The following is a 20173-nucleotide window of genomic DNA, read 5'->3' on the forward strand; positions in this document are numbered from 1 at the left end:
CTGAGATATGGACGAACGAGGCCTGAACGACGCCGCCATCTTGCTGGTCTCCCTGGGCGAGGAGGAAGCGGCCGAGGTGTTCAAGCACCTCACACCCAAGGAAGTGCAAAAGCTCGGCGAGACCATTGCGCACATGCGCGGCGTCTCGCGCGAGAAGGTGGACTTCGTCATCAACCGCTTTGCCGATGACGCGGCCGCGCAAAGCCTGCTGGTGGACGACGCCAGCGGCTATGTGCGCTCGGTGCTCAAGCGCGCCCTGGGCGACGACAAGGCCGCGCTGCTGATCGACCGCATCCTGCAGGGCGGCGATGTCTCCGGCATCGAAAGCCTGAAATGGATGGACCCGCTGTCGGTGGCCGAACTGCTGCGCGGCGAGCATCCGCAGATCGTGGCTGCCATCCTGGTGCACCTGGAGCACGAGCAGGCTGCTGCCGTGCTGATGCAGCTGCCCGAACGCTTTCGCAGCGAAGTCATGCTGCGCGTGGCCACGCTGGAAGGCATTCAGCCGACCGCGCTCAAGGACCTCAACGAAGTGCTGTTCCAGGTGCTGGCCGGCGGCGACAAGATCCGCAAGACCTCGCTGGGCGGCGTCAAGACGGCGGCCGAGATGATCAACAACCTCGGCGGCAATGCCGACGTGGCCGTGCTGGACACCATCCGCAACTACGACCCGGACCTGGCCCAGAAGATCATGGACAAGATGTTCGTGTTCGACGACCTGGTCAAACTGGACGACCGCTCGGTGCAGCTGGTGCTGCGCGAAGTGGTGTCCGAGACGCTGATCATCGCGCTCAAGGGCGGTTCGATGGAAGTGCGCGACAAGATCCTGGCCAACATGTCCATGCGTGCGGCCGAGTCGCTGCGCGAGGACCTGGAAGGCCGCGGCCCGATGCGCCTGTCCGAAGTGGAAGCGCAGCAAAAGGAAATCCTGAAGGTGGTGCGCCGTCTGGCCGAAGAAGGCCAGATCACCATCGGCAGCGGCGCGGAGGACAGCTATGTCTAGTGGGATGAACTCGCGCTTCATTCCCTCCGAGGAGATTGACGAGCGCCAGGTGGTGCAGTGGCGCTTTGGTGCCGTGGACCACATGGGCGGCCTGCAAAGCCTGCCCGGCCTGCCGAACATTCAGGGCGCCCCCGATGCACAGGCTGCACCCGGTGGCGCCGGCATGGCGCGCACACCCGCTTCCTCGTCCGGCTTCCACAGCCTGTCGCTGCCCGGGCGCTCCGATGCGCCCCGGCTGGACGCCGATTCCATGGTGCTGGATGTCGACGCCGACGCGCCAGGCACGGCGGCATCCACCCCCGCCGTGGACGAGGAGCGGCTGCATGAATTGCTGGAGCAGGCACGCGCCGAAGGCCATGCCGAGGGCCTGGAGCAAGGCCGCCAGGAAGCCCGGCAGCAGTGGCAGCAGCACATGGATGACTATGTCTCCGGCACGGGCCGAGAGACGGCGCAGCGCGTGGACGCGCTGCTGTCCGGCCTGGACGCCGGCTTCAAGCAGCTGCAGGCGGATGCGGCGCAGGAATTGCTGAACCTGGCCTGCGACATCGCGCGCCAGGTGGTCCGCCAGGAGCTGCGCAGCCAGCCCCAGGCCCTGCTGCCCGTGGTGCGCGAGGCGCTGGACATGCTGGCCTCCGACGGCCGCGCCGCCACCGTGCGCCTGAACCCTGCCGACTTCGCCGTGCTGGACGAGGCGCTGCGCGCCGAGCATGGCGCCCAGTCCAAGGTGCAGTGGATCAGCGACGCTGGCGTGGCCCAGGGCGATGTGCGCGTGGAATCGGGCGGCGCCCAGGTCGATGCCGGCATGGACAAGCGCTGGCGCCGCGCCGTGGCCGCGCTGGGCCTGGTCTCCACCTGGTATGACGGAGAGCGCGATGCCGGTTGATGCCTCCCTGGCCGATGCAGGCAAGCCCTGGCAGCAGCTGCTGTCCAATGCCCGCGCCCGCCTGCACAGCGACATTCCGCTGGAAACCCACGGCACGCTCACGCGCCTGACCGGCCTGGTGCTGGAGGCTACGGGCCTGCAGGTGCCGGTGGGCTCGCAGTGCTGGATACGCCAGCAGGGCCAGGACCCGGTGCTGGCCGAAGTCGTCGGCTTTGCCGGCGAGCGTGCGTTCCTGATGCCTGCGGGCGACATCCAGGGGCTGTCCAGCGGCGCCATCGTGACGCCGGCCGAACCCTTTGTCGCCCCGCTGCGCTTTGGCGACGGTCCCGAAGAGCCCGTGTCCATGGCGGCCGGCGTGCTGCGCCTGCCCATCGGCAGCGGCCTGCTGGGCCGTGTCGTGGATTCGCAGGGGCAGCCGCTGGACCATGGCGGGCCGCTGGCCGACGTCACGGCCGATCTGCTGGACCGCAACCCCATCAACGCCATGGACCGCGACCCGGTGCGCGAGACGCTGGACACCGGCGTGCGCTCGCTCAACGCCCTGCTCACCGTGGGCCGGGGCCAGCGGCTGGGCCTGTTCGCAGGCTCGGGCGTGGGCAAGTCCGTGCTGCTGGGCATGATGGCGCGCTACACCCAGGCGGACGTGATCGTCGTCGGCCTGATCGGTGAACGCGGCCGGGAGGTCAAGGAATTCGTCGAGGACATCCTCGGCGCACAGGACCGCAGCCGCGCCGTGGTGGTGGCCGCGCCGGCCGATGCGCCGCCGCTGCTGCGCATGCAGGGTGCCGCCTACGCCACGGCCATTGCCGAGCATTTCCGCGACAAGGGCCAGCATGTGCTGCTGCTCATGGATTCGCTGACGCGCTATGCCATGGCCCAGCGCGAGATCGCGCTGGCCATTGGCGAGCCACCGGCCACCAAGGGCTATCCGCCGTCGTGTTTTGCCAAGCTGCCGGCCCTGGTCGAGCGCAGCGGCAACGGCCTCAACGGCGTGGGATCGATCACGGCCTTCTACACCGTGCTGTCCGAGGGCGACGACCAGCAGGACCCGATCGCCGATGCGGCACGCGCCATTCTGGACGGCCACGTCGTGCTGTCGCGGGCGCTGGCCGAGTCGGGCCACTACCCGGCCATCGACATCGAGCAATCGGCCTCGCGCGTGATGCACAACGTGGTCTCGCGCGAGCACTTCGAGCTGGCGCGGCGCTTTCGCGCTGTCTATTCGCGCTACCAGAAGGGCCGGGACCTGGTCCAGGTCGGCGCCTACATGGCGGGCTCGGACCCGCAGATGGACGAGGCGATACGGCTGCAGCCGGCCATGGCGGCCTTTCTGCAGCAAAGCATGTTCGAGTCGGCTTCCATGGACGAGAGCATCTCGGGCATGGCCGCCGCGCTCGGTGGTCAGTGATGCGGTGACGCGGCACTGAGATAACGCAACAGCGAACACAGGGAGGAAAACCCGGTATGTCGTCCTTGAATGCCTTGATGGTGGCCATCGATGCCGCGTCGCGCAAGCGTGACGAGGCGCGCCAGGCGGTGCAGGAGCGTCAGCGCTCGCAGCAGGCGGCGCAGGCGCAGATGGACCAGCTGCAGCACTACGTGCAGGAAATGCAGGCACGCTGGGGCGTGCAGCAGAACCAGTCCGTGCAGCCCGAAGTCATGTTCCACCAATACCAGTTCATGGACCGCCTGCAGCACGCCATCGGCCTGCAGACACGGGTGCTGGCCGACCTGGCCATCCGCCTGGAGGCCGCGCAAAAGGCCTTGATGGCCTGCGAGCTGCGGGTCAGCAGCCTGCGCAAGGTGGTCGAGGTGCGCCGCCGCGACCTGGCGCTGGGCCAGATGCGCCGCGAGCAAAAGGAAACCGACGAACGTGCGGCCATCCAGTTTTTCCGCCGCAGCTTCGGGCTGACATTCCAGGAGGCTTGACGCATGTCCACCAACCAGATCGAACAGCGCGCCGACGCGCGCAGCGCCATGCAGCGCACCATGGAGGGCGTGCGTTCCGCGCGCGCGGCGCAGCCGCCGTCCAATGAGCAGGCCGCAGGCTTTTCCTCGCTGCTGGCCGCCATGGATGGCATTGGCGGACTGCCGGACCTGGGCCAGGTCCTCGGCGATGAGGGGGCCGGCGCACTGGCCAACCTCAAGGGTGCAATTCAGGGCAGCCTGAAGGATCCGGCTGACCTGTCCGGCCTGGCGCAGGGGCTGCTGCAGACGCAATTGCCGCTGCAGCCCCAGGCGGAGACGGCCGATATGGCCACTTCCGCGCAGGCCGATGCCATGCTGCTGGCCGCCAACGGCCAGGCGCCCTGGCTCAGCCTGGTCGGGCAGACCGCCCACCTCGATGGCAAGGGCGACCGCGACATGCTGCAGGGCGTGGCGGGCGACTGGTTGTCTGGCCGGGGCAGTGCCGCCATGCTGGCCTTGCGCCAGGAGCAGGGCGTGGTGGCGCATGCCGCCTTCATGGCGCCGCAACCTGCAGCGGGCGATGCCGCAGGCGCGGCGCTGGCCGCGAACGCCAACACGGCGGCGCTGGCTGGCGCAGTGGATGCCGCTGCAGCCGGCACGCCCGCCGATACCGCTGCGCGCCAGGGCGCCCAGGCACAGACACAGGCGGCCGATGTGCTGGCCGCCGTGCAGTCCGATACGGCGCTGACGGCCGCCGCAGCGCGCACGGCATCTGCAGCCCAGGCCACGCATGAGCACACACCCCAGGCGCTGGCGCCCGGCGTACGGCAGGACGCGGCCCTGGCGTCGGGCATTGCGCTCAACGGCATGGCGGCGGTGCGGCCCGCGGAATGGCGCGGCCTGTTCGAGCGGGCCCGCGAAGGTGGCACCGGCTCCGCAGAGTCTGCCGCCAACGGATTGCATGGGGTTGCAGCCGCCGTGGGCGCGGCCCACGCCGGCCAGTCCCTGGGACAGCAGGCCGCCGGACACAATGGCGCAGCCTTGGCCCAGCCCGATGCCCAGGCACAGCCGGGCAACTCCACCGAGCGCGAGCAGCAGGTGTCCGAGCAGGTGGCCTTCTGGGTGCACAACAAGAGCCAGAACGCCTCGCTGTCTGTCGAGCATGAGGGCAAGGCCATCCAGGTGCAGGTCAGCCTGCAGGGCAACGAGGCCCATGTGCGCTTTGGCGCCAGCGAATCCCAGGCGCGCGAATGGCTGGGCAACGGTGCCGACCAGCTGCGCGAGCTGCTGCAGGCCCAGGGCCTGCAACTGGCCGGCGTCAGCGTGGACGCGGGTGGCCAGTCCGGCAATGGCGAGGCGGGGGGTCGCCAGGGCGCGGATGCCCAGGCGCGCCAGGGCCGCGTGAGCGCCATGGTCGATGCCGCCGGCGTCACGGGCGGCAGTGGCGCCGCACAGGTTGGTGGCCGCGCGGCGGCAGGCGGGGTGGATCTGTTCGTCTGATTCTTCCTGCGCTTCTTGCGGGGCGGCGCATGCGCCGTTTTCCGGGTTTTCAGAACAGGTCGGGTGGCGACAAGCTGCCCGGCCTGTGGCGTTTGGGGGCCATCAAGCCAGCGAGAAACCGGGGTTTCATGCGCTTATTCAGGCCATGGCCCGAGGTCCAATCGCCGAATAATTCCTGCCATGGGCCTGCTGCGTCATGGCGCCGCGCATGATGCGCGAGCGCGTGGCGGTCCCGCTCACCCAGAGGAATTCCAGTGTCTGCCACACCCAATGCCGCCAACAATGCAGCTCCCGCCCCGGCCAAGGGCAAGAAGCTGATCGTGCTGATCGTCATCATCGCCGTCCTGGCCATAGGCGCGGCCGCTGCCTTCATCCTGCTGTCCAAGCGGCACAGCAATGCCGATGAGGAGGAGGGCGGCTCCAGCAAGGCGGCCGTCACGGTTCCCACCTTCCTGCCGCTGGACAGCCTGGTGGTCAATCTGTCCGACCCGGGCGGCGACCGCTTCGTGCAGATCGGCATCACGCTGGAGCTGGCCGACGAGAAGACGGCCACTACGGTCAAGCAGTACCTGCCCAGCATCCGCAACGGCATCCTGATGCTGGTGTCCCAGCGCACGGCCGAGGAGTTGCTGGAGCGCGACGGCAAGGAACGCCTGGCTGCCGACGTGCTCAACGAAGTGTCCGCACCGCTGGGCTACGGCAACCAGGCCAAGGCCAAGAAGCGCAGCCGCGACGAGGATGCAGAGGACGAAGATGGCGAGCGCCGCCGCTCCCCTGGCAAGAACCCCGTGCGCCGCGTGCTGTTCTCCAGCTTCATCATCCAGTAACCGGGGAGGCAAGGCGCCATGAGCGATTCGTTTCTCTCCCAGGAAGAAGTCGATGCCCTTTTGGAGGGCGTGACCGGCGAGAGCCAGAAATCCACGACCGAGGAGGTCGAGGCGGGCATCATCCGCCAGTACGACATCTCCAGCCAGGAGCGCATCGTGCGCGGGCGCATGCCGACGATGGAGATCGTCAACGAGCGCTTTGCCCGCAACTTCCGCATCGGCCTGTTCAACTTCATCCGCCGCAGCCCCGAGGTGTCGGTGGGCACGGTGTCGGTGCAGCGCTACAGCGCCTTCCTGCGCGAGCTGGTGGTGCCCACCAACTTCAACATCGTCGCCATCCGCCCGCTGCGCGGCAGCGGCCTGGTGGTCTGCGATCCCTCGCTGGTGTTCGGCGTCATCGACACGCTGTACGGCGGCACGGGCCGGCTGCAGACACGCATCGAAGGGCGGGATTTCTCGCACACCGAGCAGCGCGTGATCAACCGCCTGGTCAACGTTATCTGCGAGGAATACAAGAAGGCCTGGCACGGCATCTATCCGCTGGAGCTGGGCTACCAGCGCTCGGAGATGCAGCCGCAGTTCGCCAACATTGCCACCCCCAGCGAAATCGTCGTGTCCACGGCCTTCCAGCTGGAGATCGGTGACATCTCGGGCTCCATCCACATCTGCATGCCCTATGCGACGCTGGAGCCCATCCGTGATGTCCTGTACTCCTCCACGCAGGGCGACTCCATTGAAGTGGACCGCCGCTGGGTCAAGGTGCTCAAGCGCGAAATCCAGGCCGCCGAGGTGACCCTGGTGGCCGAATTGGCGCGCGCCGACGCCACGGTGGAGCAGCTGCTGGCCATGCGCCCCGGCGATTTCATCGAACTCGACCGCGAGCCGCTGATCCGCGCCTCCATCGGCGGCGTTCCGATTTTCGAGTGCCAGTACGGCACTCACAACGACAAGTATGCAATCCGTGTCGAGCACTGCCTGCGCGGTGCCGATGCTGGCTGGATGGGAGAAAACAATGGCAACTGAAGACACGCAAAAGCCCGCTGGCGACGATCCGTTCTCGGGATGGGCAGAGGCATTGGACGAGCAGCGCGAGCGCGACGCCAAGCTGGAGGCGGAACAGGGCGGCCCGCTGTCGGGCGAGCCCGTGCGCCCCTACGCCGGTGGCGGCGACGTGCCGGTCAACGACATCAACATGGTGCTGGACATCCCGGTGCAGCTGTCGGTGGAACTGGGCCGCACCAAGGTGCCGATCAAGTACATCCTGCAGCTGGCCCAGGGCTCGGTGGTCGAACTCGACGCACTGGCCGGCGAGCCCATGGACGTGCTGGTCAACGGCTACCTGATCGCCCAGGGCGAGGTGGTGGTGGTCAACGACAAGTTCGGTATCCGCCTGACCGACGTGGTCACGCCGTCCGAGCGCCTGCGCCGGGTCAGCCGTGGCTGAGAGCGCCGGCATGGGCCCGCTGTGGCCGACCCTGCTCACGGTCGTGGCCCTGGTCACGGCCATGGCTGCTCTGCCCTGGCTGCTGCGCCGCTTTCAGCAGCGCACGGCTGCGCTGCGTGGCGCAGCCGGCCTGCAGTCGCGGGTGCTGGGCGCCGTGGGCGTGGGCCCGCAGCAGCGGGTGGTGACGGTGGAAGTGGGCGAGGGCGCGCAGACCGTGCGGCTGGTGCTGGGCGTCACGGCGCAAAGCATCCAGTGCCTGCATGTGCTGCAGGCCCCGGCCCCTGCTGATTTTTCGGCTGCGATGGCGCAAGCGCGCAGCCTGCCTGCGGACGGTGCGAATGTCTGAATATTCCTGCAAGCGCCCGGCGCGCACGCTGAGCCAGGCCGCCGGCGCCGCAGCGCTGGTGCTGTGCTGCGCCACGCCCCTGGCCTCCTGGGCGGAGGGCGCGCCCGCCAGCCTGCCGCTGGTCATCGGCCAGGGCAGCGGTGGCACCAGTTTTTCGGTGCCCATCCAGACCCTGCTGTTCTTCACGGCGCTGTCGTTCCTGCCGGCCATCCTTTTGATGATGACGGGCTTCACCCGCATCGTCATCGTGCTGTCGCTGATGCGCCAGGCGCTGGGCACGCAGTCGGCGCCGCCCAACCAGGTGATCATCGGCCTGTCGCTGTTCCTGACGCTGTTCGTCATGGGACCCACCCTGGACCGCGTGTACCAGGAGGCCTATGTGCCCTACACCACGAATGCCGCGACCTTCGAGCAGGCCATTGAAAAGGCCGAGGCGCCCATGCGCGACTTCATGCTCAAGCAGACGCGCCAGTCGGACTTTGCGCTGTTCGCGCGCCTGGCCAAGCTCGAAGCCGGCGTCACCGCAGAGACCGCGCCGCTGCGCGTGCTGGTGCCGGCCTTCGTGACCAGCGAGCTGAAGACGGCGTTCCAGATCGGCTTCATGATCTTCATCCCCTTCCTGGTCATCGACATGGTCGTGTCCTCGATCCTGATGTCGCTGGGCATGATGATGCTGTCGCCCGTGCTGGTGGCCCTGCCGTTCAAGCTCATGCTCTTCGTGCTGGCCGATGGCTGGAACCTGCTCATCGGATCGCTGGCGGCCAGCTTCGCCGTCTAGTCCCGTTTTATTGGAAATCCTTCCATGACCTCCCAATACGTGCTCACCTTCGGCCGCGAGGCACTGACCTTGCTGCTCATGATCTCCATGCCCGTGCTGGGCGTGGTGCTGGCCGTGGGCCTGGCCGTCAGTGTCTTCCAGGCGGTGACCCAGGTGCATGAGGCCACGCTGGCCTTCGTGCCCAAGCTCATCTCCGCCGTGCTGGTGTTTGCCATTGCCGGTCCGTGGATGCTGAGCACGCTGGTGGATTTCATCCGCCGCACCATAGAGACCATTCCGCAGGCGGTGGGCTGAGCCCTTCGCCGCGCGCAGGAAACGCCGCCGTGATCACCTTCAGCGAAGCCCAACTGGTGGCCTGGCTGTCGCCAGTTCTCTGGCCGTTTCTGCGCGTGCTGGCCATGTTTTCCGTGGCTCCCGTGTTCTCGCAGCGCGTCATTCCCATGCGGCTGAAGATCGGCCTGGCCTTCCTGGTCGCGGTGTGCGCGCAGCCCGTGCTGGGCGACCAGCCCGTGATCGGCATCAACTCGCCGCAGGCGCTGGGGACGCTGATACAGCAGGTCGGCGTGGGACTGGCCGTGGGCTTTGCCGTGCGCCTGGTGTTTGCCGCCGTGGAGGTGGCGGGCGAGGTGGTCGGCCTGCAGATGGGCCTGAACTTCGCCAGCTTCTTCGATCCCACGACCAATGCCCAGCTCAGCGCCGTGGCGCGCTTCATGGTCCAGATTTCCACGCTGCTGTTCATCGTCATCAACGGACACCTGCTGGTGCTGATGGCCGTGCTCAAGAGTTACGAGGCGTTTCCTGTGGACGGCAGCTTCCTGCAGGCCATCAACCAGATGCGGCTGCACGAGATGGGGGCGGCGGTCTTTGCCAGCGCCTTCTGGATCGCCCTGCCCATGGTCGCCATGCTGCTGTTCGTGAACCTGGTGCTGGGCATCATTTCGCGCGTGGCACCGCAGATGAACATCTATGCCGTGGGCTTCCCGGTCACGCTCACCGTGGGCCTGACGGGATTGATGGCCACGCTGCCGCTGCTCGAGCAGCCCCTGGTCGCCTTGCTGCAGCGCGGCATCGCGGTGTTTGGCACCTCAATGTAAGCAGTTGTGAAAAACAACAGATTTTCCGCTCTGCCGGCCGCAAAAGCCTCAGATCAGCTGGTTGTGGATGGCGTAGGCCGTGAGTTCGGCGTTGCTGCTCATCTGCAGTTTTTCCAGCACGCGCGCCCGGTAGACGCTGACGGTCTTGGGGCTGAGCATCAGCTCGGTGGCAATGTCGGTCAGCCGCTGCCCGGCCGCGATCTTGATCAGCGTCTGCAGCTCGCGCTCGGACAGGCTTTCATGCGGCACCTGGGGTGCGGGCTGGGCCAGGCTGTCGGCCAGCATCTGGGCCACTTCGGACGTCAGGTACTTGCGGCCCGTGGCCACCGTGCGCACGGCTTCGATCAGCAGCATCGGATCGCCCGCCTTGTTGGCATATCCCTGGGCGCCCGCCTTGAGGCAGCGCAGCGCGTACTGGTCCTCGGGGTACATGGAGACCATGAGCACCTTGATCAGCGGATGGGTCTCGCGCACGCTGGCCAGGGCCTCCAGGCCGCTGCGGCCGGGCATGTTGATGTCCAGCAGCAGCACGTCGCAGGCGGCGGTGCGCAGCTGTTCACGCAGCTCGGCATAGCTGCCTGCTTCTGCGGTGACGCTGATGTCCACTGCCTCGGCCAGGGTGTCGCGGATGCCCCGGCGCAGCACCGCATGGTCGTCGCACAGCACCACGTGGATCAAAGTCGGCCTCCTGGAAAAAGGGTCACGCCGCCATGGCGTTCAGCATTCATTGCCCGGGATATTAGGGCAAGCGCCGCCATCGTCCAGCGGAATGGAGACGATGACCGAGGTTCCGCGTCCGGCTTGACTGCTGACATCCAGCCAGCCCCGAACGGTGCGCGCGCGCTCGCCCAGACCGCGCAGGCCGAAGGATTCGGGCTTGTCGCGGGCGCCGTCGGCCAGGCCCACGCCGTCGTCCGTCACCTCCAGCGTGAGAAAACCTTCGCGGTCCGAGAGATCGATGTCCACATGGCGCGCCTGGGCATATTTGCCGACGTTGGTCAGCGCCTCCTGGGCCGTGCGGTAGGCCACGACCTGGATGTCGGGCGCGATGTCCATGCTTTCGCGGCTGCTGCGCACACGGGTGGGCACGCCCGTGCGGCGCTCGAAATTCTCGGCCAGCCACTGGACGGCGGCCACCAGTCCCTGGTCCAGCACGGGCGGGCGCAGGTTCATCATGATGCGCTGGCTGGCGCCCAGCGCGTGCTCCAGCATCTCCAGCGCAGCCAGCGCATGCTCGCGCAGCCCGCCCTCGGGCGCATTGCGCGCGATCCAGGCCACGTCGAACTTCACCGAGGTCAGCGAGCCGCCGATGTCATCGTGGATCTCGCGGGCGATGCTGGCGCGCTCGCGCTCGGTGGAGGTCTGCAGGTGCTCGGTCAGGTCGGCCAGGCGCCGCTCGGACGCCGCCAGCTCGGCCGCCGCGCGCCGGCGTGCCAGGCGGGCCTCGTGCACTTCCAGCGCATGCGAGACCACATGGGGCAGGCGCGTGATGTGGTCCTTGAGCAGATAGTCGCTGATGCCCTCGCGCATCACATCCACGGCGGCCGACTCGCCGATGGCGCCGGACAGCAGCACGAAGGGCGGGTGCCCGGGCTGGCGGCGAACCAGCTCCCAGGCATCCAGCGCCGTGAAGCCGGGCAGGTGGTAGTCGGCCAGGATGAGGTCGAATGCCTGGTTGTGCAGCGCAGCTGCGGCATCATCGAGCGTGTCGACCACGACAATCTCGCAGACCAGCCCGCCGCGCAGCAGGCTCAGCCGCGCCAGCGCCTGGTCGGCGGCGGAATCCTCGATGTGCAGTATGCGCAAGGGCTTGTGCGGTGGTCTGGCATCCCCGGGGGCGCTATCATGAGATACATTTTGGAACATAAATGCAAATGGTCGTGTACACCAAGGGATGCGCGGCATTCCCGTGAACGATTGACAAGGGTTGGCCGTGCTGCAAGGCACGGCGCACGTTGGGCTGAAACGCTGGTGGTGGAGTAACAATGCAGTCAATGCACAAGCCTTCGGGCGAGCCTGCCGTCCCCATGCCCGTCATGGTGGCCGCAGACCTGCAGGATGCCTTGCTGGTGGCGATGCGCGATCTGCAGCGCCTGGAAGGCCTTCTCAATCACGCAACGCAGAACCTGCTGGACCGTTTCGACGAGACCCATGGCCAGCTGGCCGGCGAGGCGCTAGCCGCCTTGCCCCAGCTCGATGCCGCCCGGTCCACGTTGAGGCTGGCGGTGACCGAGTTGCAGTTTCACGACATGTCCTCCCAACTGATCGCCCATATTACGAAGATTTTGCAAGGCTGCGCGTTCCAGTTGGCCGCAGCCACCATGGGTGTGGACGAGGGAGAGGACGATTCCCTGGGCCTGCCGGCGATACCCGACCGGCCCAATCCCGTCACGCAAAGCGAGATGGATGCTGGCTCGGTCGAACTGTTCTGACCGCTGACCATGCACCCATCCACCTTTTATTGCCCGTCTGTTGGAGCTATACATGCGATCGATTCTGGCTGTTGATGATTCCCCCTCGATGCGAAAGATGGTGGCGTTCACCCTCGCAGGAGCGGGATTTCGCGTCGTGGAGGCCGTGGACGGCGTGGATGCGCTCGAAAAGGCCCAGCTCGAACAAGTCGATCTGGTGCTGGCCGACCAGAACATGCCGCGCCTCGATGGCATCGGCCTGACGCGCAAGCTGCGCGAAAACCCGAAGTTCCAGAACACGCCCATTCTCATTCTCACCACCGAATCCAGCGACCAGATGAAGCAGGCCGGACGCGCTGCGGGCGCCACGGGCTGGCTGGTCAAGCCCTTCGATCCGAACCGTTTGATCGAAGTCATTCAGAAAGTAATGCGTTGAGCCGATAAGTACGGGCAACAGGAAACAGCAGGACCAAAGATGGCGGATCTACACCAGGATGGGGCAGGAGCGGGCGCAGACTTCGACCTGAGCCAGTTCTATCAAATCTTCTTCGAAGAAGCGGCCGAGAACCTCGACCAGATGGAGCAGATGCTGCTGAATCTGGATCTGTCGGCGGCCAACGACGAGGAGCTCAACGGCATTTTCCGTTGCGCGCACTCGATCAAGGGCGGCGCGGCCACCTTCGGCTTTGCCGATGTGACCGAGCTGACGCACCGCATGGAGTCGCTGCTCGACCGGCTGCGCCGGCACGAGATCACACCGATTCCGGAAATGGTCGACGTGCTGCTGGAGTCGGCCGATGCCAGCCGCAGCCTGCTGGCACGCCACCAGGCCGGCAACGAGGGCGAGGCCCTGTCCACCACGGATCTGGTGGCGCGCATCGAGATGCTGGCAGAAGGCCGCAGTGCCGTGCCTGCAACAGCCGCCCCGGCCGCCGCACCGGCGCCTGCGCCTGCGCCTGCTTCCGTGGCAGCGCCGGTCGAGGCGCCCGCGCCTGCCGCGCCCGTATCGGGCGGCGCCGTCGGAACGGCACCCGCCAGCGGCGGCCGTTCGCTGCACATCCTGATCGGTCCGCTGGAGCGTCTGGAGATGGCCGAGGCCATCAAGGAACTGTTCCGCGACATTCCCGGCCTGGGCCGCATCGAGGACCTGGCCTGCGATCAGCCGCAAAGCCGCCTCTTTGCCGTGCAGACCTCGTCCACCGACGACGACCTGCTCGATCTGTTCGCCTTCCACGTGGCCAAGGAGCAGGTTCGCATCACGGCAGCCGATGAGGCGGCCGGGGCCGCTCCTGCAACCGAAGCGGTGCAGGTGGCCGAAGCCCCCGTCGCCGAAGAGCATGCCGCGCACGATCCCGACGCCGCCCTGGCCTCGGCCGCCATTCCGCCCGCCGAAGAGGCCTACGGCTTCTTCAACGGTGCACCCGGCATGCCCCAGGCCGACGGCGCGCTGGCCATCCAGCCGGCCGGTGCCGCGGCCAAGCCTGCTGCCAAGACGGCTGCCCAGGCGCAGCAGGCGCAGATGGAGTCGACCAGCATCCGTGTGTCGGTGGCCAAGGTCGATCAGCTCATCAACCTGGTGGGCGAGCTGGTCATCACCCAGGCCATGCTGGCGCAAAACAGCCACGGGCTGGATGCATCGGCCTACCAGCAACTGCTGGCGGGCCTGGCCGATCTGGACCGCAATACGCGCGACCTGCAGGAATCGGTGATGTCCATCCGCATGATTCCCATGTCCACCGTGTTCAGCCGCTTCCCGCGCATGCTGCGCGACCTGGCCGGCAAGCTGGGCAAGAAGATCGACCTGATCACTCTGGGCGAAGCCACCGAACTGGACAAGGGCCTGGTCGAGAAGATCACCGACCCGCTGACCCATCTGGTGCGCAACAGCGTGGACCACGGCATCGAAATGCCCGAGGAGCGCCTGGCCGCTGGCAAGTCCGAGCATGGCACGCTGACGCTGGCAGCCTCCCATCAGGGCGGCTCCATCGTCATCGAGGTGCGCGACGACGGCCGCGGCATGAACCGCGAGAAGATTCTCAAGAAGGCCCGCGAGCGCGGCATGGATGTCTCGGACAGCATGCCCGATCAGGACGTCTGGCAGCTGATCTTCGCGCCGGGCTTCTCCACGGCCGATGTGGTGACCGACGTGTCCGGGCGCGGCGTGGGCATGGACGTGGTCAAGCGCAACATCGCGGCGCTGGGCGGCTCGGTGGAGATCGAGTCCAACCAGGGCAAGGGCATGCGCGTGGCCGTTCGCCTGCCGCTGACCCTGGCCATCATGGACGGCATGTCGGTGGGCGTCAGCGACGAGGTCTACATCCTGCCGCTGTCCTCGGTGGTCGAGTCCTTCCTGGTCAAGGAAGAGGACGTCAACACCGTGGCCAACGGCACGCAACTGGTCAAGGTGCGCGACGAGTACATGCCCGTGTTCGCGCTGGAAAAGACCTTCCGTGTGCCGCGCAGCGACACCAGCCAGTCCAGCAACATCATGGTGGTGGTCGAGTCCGACGGCAGCCGCGTGGCCCTGCTGGTCGACGAGCTGCTGGGCCAGCACCAGGTGGTGGTCAAGAACCTGGAATCGAACTATCGCAAGGTGCCCAACGTTTCGGGCGCCACCATCCTGGGCGATGGCACGGTGGCGCTGATTCTGGACACGGGTGCGCTGGTGCGCCGCGCGCGCCACTGAATGGGACAGGGATACCTGACGACAAACGACGGAGCCGCAGGCAGAGCCTGCGCGCCGCCAAAAACCATGGCTTTCGCCACCACGGCGCGGGCCCGACAGTTGAGGAGCTGAGCAATGAGCGTGATCGCTAAGACTGCAGGCGTCGCCACCGGCGCGCGCGAGTACCTGACCTTCCGCCTGGACCAGGAGGAATACGGCATCGACATTCTGAAGGTGCAGGAAATCCGCGGCTACGAGCCGCCCACGCGCATCGCCAATGCGCCGGAGTTCATCAAGGGCGTGGTGAATCTGCGCGGCACCATCGTGCCCATCGTGGACATGCGCCTGAAGTTCAACTGCTCCCAGGTCGAATACAACAGCTTCACCGTCGTCATCATCCTGAACCTGCGCAACCGCGTGGTGGGCATCGTGGTGGACTCGGTCAGCGACGTGATGGAGCTGGCTCCCGAAGCCGTGCGCCCCGCGCCGGACATCGAAAGCGCCATCGACAGCGGCTGCATCCTGGGCCTGGGTTCGGTGGGCGAGCGCATGCTCATCCTGCTGGACATCGAAAAGCTCATGAACAACGTGGACATGGGCCTGGTCGCTTCGGCCGACTGAGACCCGTTCTTGCACTGAGCGCCCTCATGCGATCCGGTTCTTCCAATGCGGCACTGGCCGCGCGCCCCGTCGCCGACGACGGGGCAGCCAACGGGCCCCTGGCCCAGGGGCGCGAATTCGAATGGTCGTCGCGGGACTTCGCCCGCGTGCAGGCGCTGATCTACCAGCGTGCCGGCATCAGCCTGCACGATGGCAAGCACGCCATGGTCTACAGCCGCCTGTCGCGGCGCCTGCGCGAGACGGGCTACGACAGCTTTGCCACCTATCTGGACTGGCTGGAGTCCCAGTCCGATGGCGTGGAGTGGCAGGAGTTCGTGAACGCGCTGACCACCAATCTCACCGCGTTCTTTCGCGAGCAGCACCATTTCGAGATCTTTGCCCAGCATCTGCGCAGCAAGCCGGCCGGCACGGCCTGGAAGGTCTGGTGCAACGCGGCCTCGACCGGGGAAGAGCCTTACTCCATCGTCATGACGGCCCTGGAAGTGCTGGGCGCCACGCCCAGCTTCCAGTTGCAGGCCAGCGACATCGACTCGCGTGTGCTGGACACGGCGTCGGCCGGTGTCTATCGCGCCGAAAGCATCAAGGGCATGAGCGCCGAGCGCCTGCACCGCTTCTTCCTGCGGGGCAAGGCCGGCAATGCGGGCCTGGTGCGCGTCAAGCCCGAGCTGCGCCGCCTGGTGGAGTTTCTCAACGTCAATCTGATCCGTGACGATTGGCCGTTCCGCGATCCCTTCGACGTGGTCTTCTGCCGCAACGTGATGATCTACTTCGATGCGGCCACGCAGCGCCGCGTGCTGGAGCGCATCCACCGCGTCATGAAGCCCGGGGGCCTGCTGTTCGTCGGACATGCCGAGAACTTCAGCGACTCGCGCGATCTGTTCACGCTCAAGGGGAAGACGGTCTATGAGCGCCGCTGACGCAGGTCCTGCCGCACACAAGGGGGTCTTCCCATGATCGGAGACCGCTCCGCCTTCGCTCCGCCCCCGCCGCCTTCGGAGCGCCGCCGCACGCCGCGCATCAACAGCTATACCGCTGCGGACTACCCGGCGCCGGGCGACCCGGTGCCGCGCTCCTCGCTGGAGCAGCTCAAGCGCCAGCAGCGCTACCCCGGCGAGGCGTCGTTCTTCTACTACGACCCGCATTTCCAGCACAACGCCGTCAAGGTGCTGCCGGGCGAATACTTCGTCTCCAACGAGGACGTGATCCTGGTCACCGTGCTGGGCTCGTGCATCTCGGCCTGCATCTGGGACCGCACCATGCGCGTGGGCGGCATGAACCATTTCATGCTGCCCGACGGCGACTCCGCCGATGCGTCGGGCCGCTACGGCTCGTACGCCATGGAATTGCTGATCAACGAAATGCTCAAGCTCGGCGCACGGCGCGAGTCTTTGCAGGCCAAGATCTTCGGCGGCGGCCAGGTGATGCACAACTTCACCACCATGAACGTGGGCGAACGCAATACCGCCTTCGTCACGCAGTACCTGCAGACCGAGCGCATCCCCATCGTCTCGGAGGATGTGCTGGACATCTACCCGCGCAAGGTGGTGTTCTTCCCCGCCAGCGGCAAGGCCATGGTCAAGCGCCTGGCACATGCCCATCCGGAGGAGCTGGTACAGCAGGAATTCACGCGCGGCAATGCAGCCGTCGTGGCACGCAATACGGCAGGCGGCTCGGTCGACCTGTTTTGAGGAAGGTTCAAAGGAATGGACAGGAAAATCAGGGTGATCGTGGTGGACGACTCTGCGCTGGTGCGCAGTCTGCTGTCCGAGATCATCAATCGCCAGCACGACATGGAATGCATCGGCTCGGCCAACGATCCGCTGATCGCACGCGAGATGATCCGCGAGATGAATCCCGACGTGATCACGCTCGATGTGGAAATGCCCCGCATGGATGGCATCGACTTCCTGGGCCGGCTCATGCGGCTGCGCCCCATGCCGGTGGTCATGATCTCCACGCTGACCGAGCGCGGCGCCGAGGTCACCATGCGCGCGCTGGAGCTGGGCGCCATCGACTTCGTGGCCAAGCCGCGCGTGGGCGTGTCCAACGGCCTGCAGGAGCTGGCCGCGCAGATCGTGGACAAGATCCGCGTTGCTGCCGTGGCCCAGGTCCGGCGCCTGCCGGTCGCTCCGCGCAGTGCGGCTCCCGCCACCGGCAGCGCGGTGGCGCCGGTCTCCGCCTCGGCTGGCATGAGCGCGCCGCGCCAGGCTGCACCGGCGTCGCTGCTGGGGCGGCTGTCCACGGAAAAGCTGATTGCCATCGGTGCCTCCACCGGCGGCACCGAGGCCATCCGTGAAGTGCTCACCCATCTGCCGGCCGACTGCCCGGCCATCGTCATCACCCAGCACATGCCGCCGGGCTTCACCACCAGCTTCGCGGCCCGGCTCAACAGCCTGTGCCAGATGACCGTGAAGGAAGCACAGCAGGGCGAGCGGCTGCTGCCCGGCCACGCCTACATCGCACCGGGCGGCAAGCATTTCTCCGTGCAGCGCAGCGGTGCCAACTATGTCGCCGTGGTGGATGACAGCCCGCCCGTGAATCGCCACAAGCCTTCGGTCGAGGTGCTTTTCAGGTCGGTGGCGGCCTGTGCGGGCCGCAACGCTTACGGCATCATGCTCACCGGCATGGGTGCCGATGGCGCGGTCGCCATGCGTGAAATGCGCGATGCGGGCAGCTACAACTTCGTGCAGGACGAAGCCAGCTGCATCGTCTTCGGCATGCCGCGCGAGGCCATCGCCCATGGTGCGGCCGACGAGGTGCTGCCCCTCAACCAGATCGCCTCCGCCTTGCTGGGCAAGCTGCGCATAGGTTCGGACCAGGTTCACCACCGCATTTGAGTGCAACGGCCGGTCCTGGCGGCACCCATGAAAAAAGAGCGCCATGCGCTCTTTTTTTTCGTCCGAAGAAAGCTCACTCCGACAGTGCGCTCCAGCGCTCCAGCGCCTCCATCAGCTGCTCATCGATCTCGCCATCGCGCTGATGCAACTGAACGGCGCGGGAATTGTCGCTGGCATACAGCGAACCATCGGCCAAGGCTTCCCGAATGGACTTCTGCTCTGCCTCCAGCGCTGCAATGCTTTCGGGCAACTGATCGAGCTCACGCTGCTCCTTGTAGCTGAGCTTGCGCTTGGGCTTACCGTCGCTGCGTGCCGCAACGGGCTTGGCCTCTTCCTTGGATGGCTTGGGCTGCGCGGCCTCGGCCAGATCGCGGCTGCGGCGGGACTGGTCCAGCCAGTCCTGCACGCCGCCTTCATATTCGCGCCATTGGCCCGGGCCTTCCCAGGCGATGGTGCTGGTGACCACGTTGTCCAGGAAACTGCGGTCATGGCTGACCAGAAAAACGGTGCCGTCGTAGTTCTGCAGCAGGTCTTCCAGCATTTCCAGCGTCTCGATATCGAGATCGTTGGTCGGCTCGTCCAGCACCAGCACATTCGCGGGCCGGGCAAACAGCCGGGCCAGCAGCAGGCGGTTGCGCTCCCCGCCAGACAGCGAGCGAACGGGGGAATGGGCGCGCGCCGGGGAGAACAGGAAATCCGACAGATAGCTCTTCACGTGCTTTTTCTGGCTGCCGATCTCGATCCACTCGCTGCCGGGGCTGATGAAGTCCTCCAGCGTGGCATCCATGTCGATCTGGTGACGCATCTGGTCGAAGTACGCCACCTGCAGATTCGCCCCCAGCCGCACCTGGCCGCTGTCAGGTGCCAGTTCGCCCAGAATCATCTTGAGCAGCGTCGTCTTGCCTGCGCCGTTGGGTCCGATCAGGCCCACCTTGTCTCCGCGCAAAATGGTGGCGGTGAAGTGGGAGACGATGTTCTTGTCGCCAAAGGACTTGGCCACATCCGTCAGCTCGGCCACGATCTTGCCCTGGTAGCCGTCGCCTCGGCCCGACGCAATGTCCATCTTCACGCCACCCAGCACCTCGCGGCGGGCAGCGCGGTTGGCCCGCAACTGCTCAAGCCGGCCGATGCGGCTCTGGCTGCGCGTGCGGCGGGCTTCCACGCCCTTGCGGATCCAGACCTCTTCCTGGGCCAGCAGCTTGTCGGCCTTGGCATTGATCACGGCCTCCTGGGCCAGCTGATCCTCCTTGGCCTGCTGGTACTGGACGAAATTGCCGGGATACGAGCGCAGCGTTCCACGATCCAGCTCCACGATGCGTGTGGAAACCCGGTCCAGGAAGGATCGATCGTGCGTAATGGTCACCACGCTGCCCTTGAAGTTCAGCAGCAACTCTTCCAGCCACTCGATGGCGTCAAGATCCAGGTGGTTGGTCGGCTCATCCAGCAGCAGTACATCAGGTCTCGCCACCAGGGCCTGGGCCAGTGCCACGCGCTTCTTCATCCCGCCGGACAGGGTGCCCACCACGGCTTCGGGATCGAGGTGCAGCCGCTGCAGAGTCTCCTCCACGCGCTGCTCCCAGTTCCAGGCGTCATAGGCCTCGATCTGGGACTGCAGCGCATCGAGATCCTCGCCCTCGGCGCCAGCCAGGTAGCGGTCGCGCACGGCAATCACCTCGGCTATGCCGGCGGATGCCGACTCGAAGATTGTCTGCTCGGGCACAAGCACCGGCTCCTGCGCCACATAAGTAATGCGGATACCGGACTGCGTCTGGACCTGCCCGTCGTCTGCCTTGGCCAGCCCGCCAAGAATCTTCAACAAAGAGGACTTCCCTGCGCCGTTGCGACCGATCAGGCCC

Annotated in this window: 22 protein-coding genes (1 of these 22 cut by a window edge); 19 read left to right on the forward strand and 3 right to left on the reverse strand. The window is 66.6% G+C overall.

The features are described 5' to 3' along the window. Window positions 1-7: 7 nt before the first annotated feature. From fliG to fliR, 12 genes are all read left to right on the forward strand, one after another. A complete protein-coding gene (fliG, locus tag U6958_RS04935; protein WP_012202571.1) occupies window positions 8-1003 on the forward strand; it encodes a flagellar motor switch protein FliG in 996 nt (331 codons plus the stop codon). Further along, entirely contained in the window at window positions 996-1886 is an 891-nt protein-coding gene (locus U6958_RS04940) for a FliH/SctL family protein (protein ID WP_016449320.1), read from the forward strand. The genes fliG and U6958_RS04940 overlap by 8 nt, the downstream gene beginning before the upstream one ends. After that, entirely contained in the window at window positions 1876-3294 is a 1419-nt protein-coding gene (gene fliI / locus U6958_RS04945) for a flagellar protein export ATPase FliI (RefSeq protein ID WP_016454329.1), read from the forward strand. The genes U6958_RS04940 and fliI overlap by 11 nt, the downstream gene beginning before the upstream one ends. A 56-nt stretch (window positions 3295-3350) precedes the next feature. Next, window positions 3351-3815 (forward strand): flagellar export protein FliJ, encoded by a 465-nt coding sequence (gene fliJ / locus U6958_RS04950; protein WP_016449322.1) that lies wholly within the window; start codon window positions 3351-3353, stop codon window positions 3813-3815. Between the two features lie 3 nt (window positions 3816-3818). After that, window positions 3819-5294: a flagellar hook-length control protein FliK gene (locus tag U6958_RS04955; RefSeq protein WP_074923324.1), complete on the forward strand. Its 1476-nt coding sequence runs from the start codon at window positions 3819-3821 to the stop codon at window positions 5292-5294. Window positions 5295-5548: 254 nt separating this feature from the next. After that, entirely contained in the window at window positions 5549-6121 is a 573-nt protein-coding gene (gene fliL / locus U6958_RS04960) for a flagellar basal body-associated protein FliL (protein WP_016449324.1), read from the forward strand. Between the two features lie 18 nt (window positions 6122-6139). After that, window positions 6140-7144, forward strand: coding sequence for a flagellar motor switch protein FliM (gene fliM, locus U6958_RS04965; protein ID WP_016449325.1), 1005 nt, complete (start codon window positions 6140-6142; stop codon window positions 7142-7144). Next, window positions 7134-7565, forward strand: coding sequence for a flagellar motor switch protein FliN (fliN, locus tag U6958_RS04970; RefSeq protein WP_074923323.1), 432 nt, complete (start codon window positions 7134-7136; stop codon window positions 7563-7565). The genes fliM and fliN overlap by 11 nt, the downstream gene beginning before the upstream one ends. A gap of 10 nt (window positions 7566-7575) precedes the next feature. Beyond that, a complete protein-coding gene (locus tag U6958_RS04975; protein WP_012202579.1) occupies window positions 7576-7911 on the forward strand; it encodes a flagellar biosynthetic protein FliO in 336 nt (111 codons plus the stop codon). Then, window positions 7904-8689: a flagellar type III secretion system pore protein FliP gene (gene fliP / locus U6958_RS04980; protein WP_074923322.1), complete on the forward strand. Its 786-nt coding sequence runs from the start codon at window positions 7904-7906 to the stop codon at window positions 8687-8689. The genes U6958_RS04975 and fliP overlap by 8 nt, the downstream gene beginning before the upstream one ends. Window positions 8690-8713: 24 nt before the next feature. Then, window positions 8714-8983 (forward strand): flagellar biosynthesis protein FliQ, encoded by a 270-nt coding sequence (gene fliQ, locus U6958_RS04985; RefSeq protein ID WP_012202581.1) that lies wholly within the window; start codon window positions 8714-8716, stop codon window positions 8981-8983. 29 nt (window positions 8984-9012) lie between these two features. Next, on the forward strand, window positions 9013-9783 hold the full coding sequence (gene fliR, locus U6958_RS04990; protein WP_012202582.1) for a flagellar biosynthetic protein FliR: 771 nt from the start codon (window positions 9013-9015) through the stop codon (window positions 9781-9783). A gap of 48 nt (window positions 9784-9831) precedes the next feature. Here the strand turns inward: fliR and U6958_RS04995 are convergent, their stop codons facing one another. After that, the gene (locus U6958_RS04995; protein WP_016449328.1) at window positions 9832-10461 is read right to left on the reverse strand and encodes a response regulator transcription factor; all 630 of its coding nucleotides are present in this window, start codon (window positions 10459-10461) and stop codon (window positions 9832-9834) included. A 39-nt stretch (window positions 10462-10500) separates the two neighbouring features. Beyond that, complete coding sequence (locus tag U6958_RS05000; RefSeq protein ID WP_016449329.1) at window positions 10501-11649, reverse strand: response regulator; 1149 nt, start codon at window positions 11647-11649, stop codon at window positions 10501-10503. 119 nt (window positions 11650-11768) lie between these two features. Here U6958_RS05000 and U6958_RS05005 point away from each other — a divergent pair, with 119 nt between their 5' ends. From U6958_RS05005 to U6958_RS05035, 7 genes are all read left to right on the forward strand, one after another. Further along, window positions 11769-12215, forward strand: coding sequence for a hypothetical protein (locus U6958_RS05005; protein WP_016449330.1), 447 nt, complete (start codon window positions 11769-11771; stop codon window positions 12213-12215). Between the two features lie 52 nt (window positions 12216-12267). Continuing rightward, window positions 12268-12630 carry a response regulator gene (locus U6958_RS05010; protein ID WP_016449331.1) on the forward strand — a complete coding sequence of 121 codons (363 nt, stop codon included), beginning with the start codon at window positions 12268-12270 and terminating at the stop codon, window positions 12628-12630. A gap of 39 nt (window positions 12631-12669) precedes the next feature. Further along, a complete protein-coding gene (locus U6958_RS05015) occupies window positions 12670-14880 on the forward strand; it encodes a chemotaxis protein CheW (protein WP_074923321.1) in 2211 nt (736 codons plus the stop codon). A gap of 114 nt (window positions 14881-14994) precedes the next feature. Continuing rightward, window positions 14995-15480: a chemotaxis protein CheW gene (locus tag U6958_RS05020; protein WP_016449333.1), complete on the forward strand. Its 486-nt coding sequence runs from the start codon at window positions 14995-14997 to the stop codon at window positions 15478-15480. Between the two features lie 26 nt (window positions 15481-15506). Next, window positions 15507-16397: a CheR family methyltransferase gene (locus U6958_RS05025; protein ID WP_016449334.1), complete on the forward strand. Its 891-nt coding sequence runs from the start codon at window positions 15507-15509 to the stop codon at window positions 16395-16397. A gap of 33 nt (window positions 16398-16430) precedes the next feature. Next, the gene (gene cheD, locus U6958_RS05030; protein ID WP_016449335.1) at window positions 16431-17168 is read left to right on the forward strand and encodes a chemoreceptor glutamine deamidase CheD; all 738 of its coding nucleotides are present in this window, start codon (window positions 16431-16433) and stop codon (window positions 17166-17168) included. Between the two features lie 15 nt (window positions 17169-17183). Next, a complete protein-coding gene (locus U6958_RS05035; protein WP_074923320.1) occupies window positions 17184-18317 on the forward strand; it encodes a chemotaxis response regulator protein-glutamate methylesterase in 1134 nt (377 codons plus the stop codon). Between the two features lie 73 nt (window positions 18318-18390). On the opposite strand, the gene U6958_RS05040 is transcribed toward U6958_RS05035, so the two are convergent. After that, window positions 18391-20173, reverse strand: the 3' portion of a protein-coding gene (locus U6958_RS05040) for an ATP-binding cassette domain-containing protein (RefSeq protein ID WP_074923319.1). The gene runs 95 nt beyond the window's last position; only the last 1783 of its 1878 coding nucleotides appear in the window; the start codon falls outside the window, past its right edge; its stop codon occupies window positions 18391-18393.

This window comes from Delftia lacustris (assembly GCF_040267515.1).
GTDB lineage: Bacteria > Pseudomonadota > Gammaproteobacteria > Burkholderiales > Burkholderiaceae_C > Comamonas > Comamonas tsuruhatensis.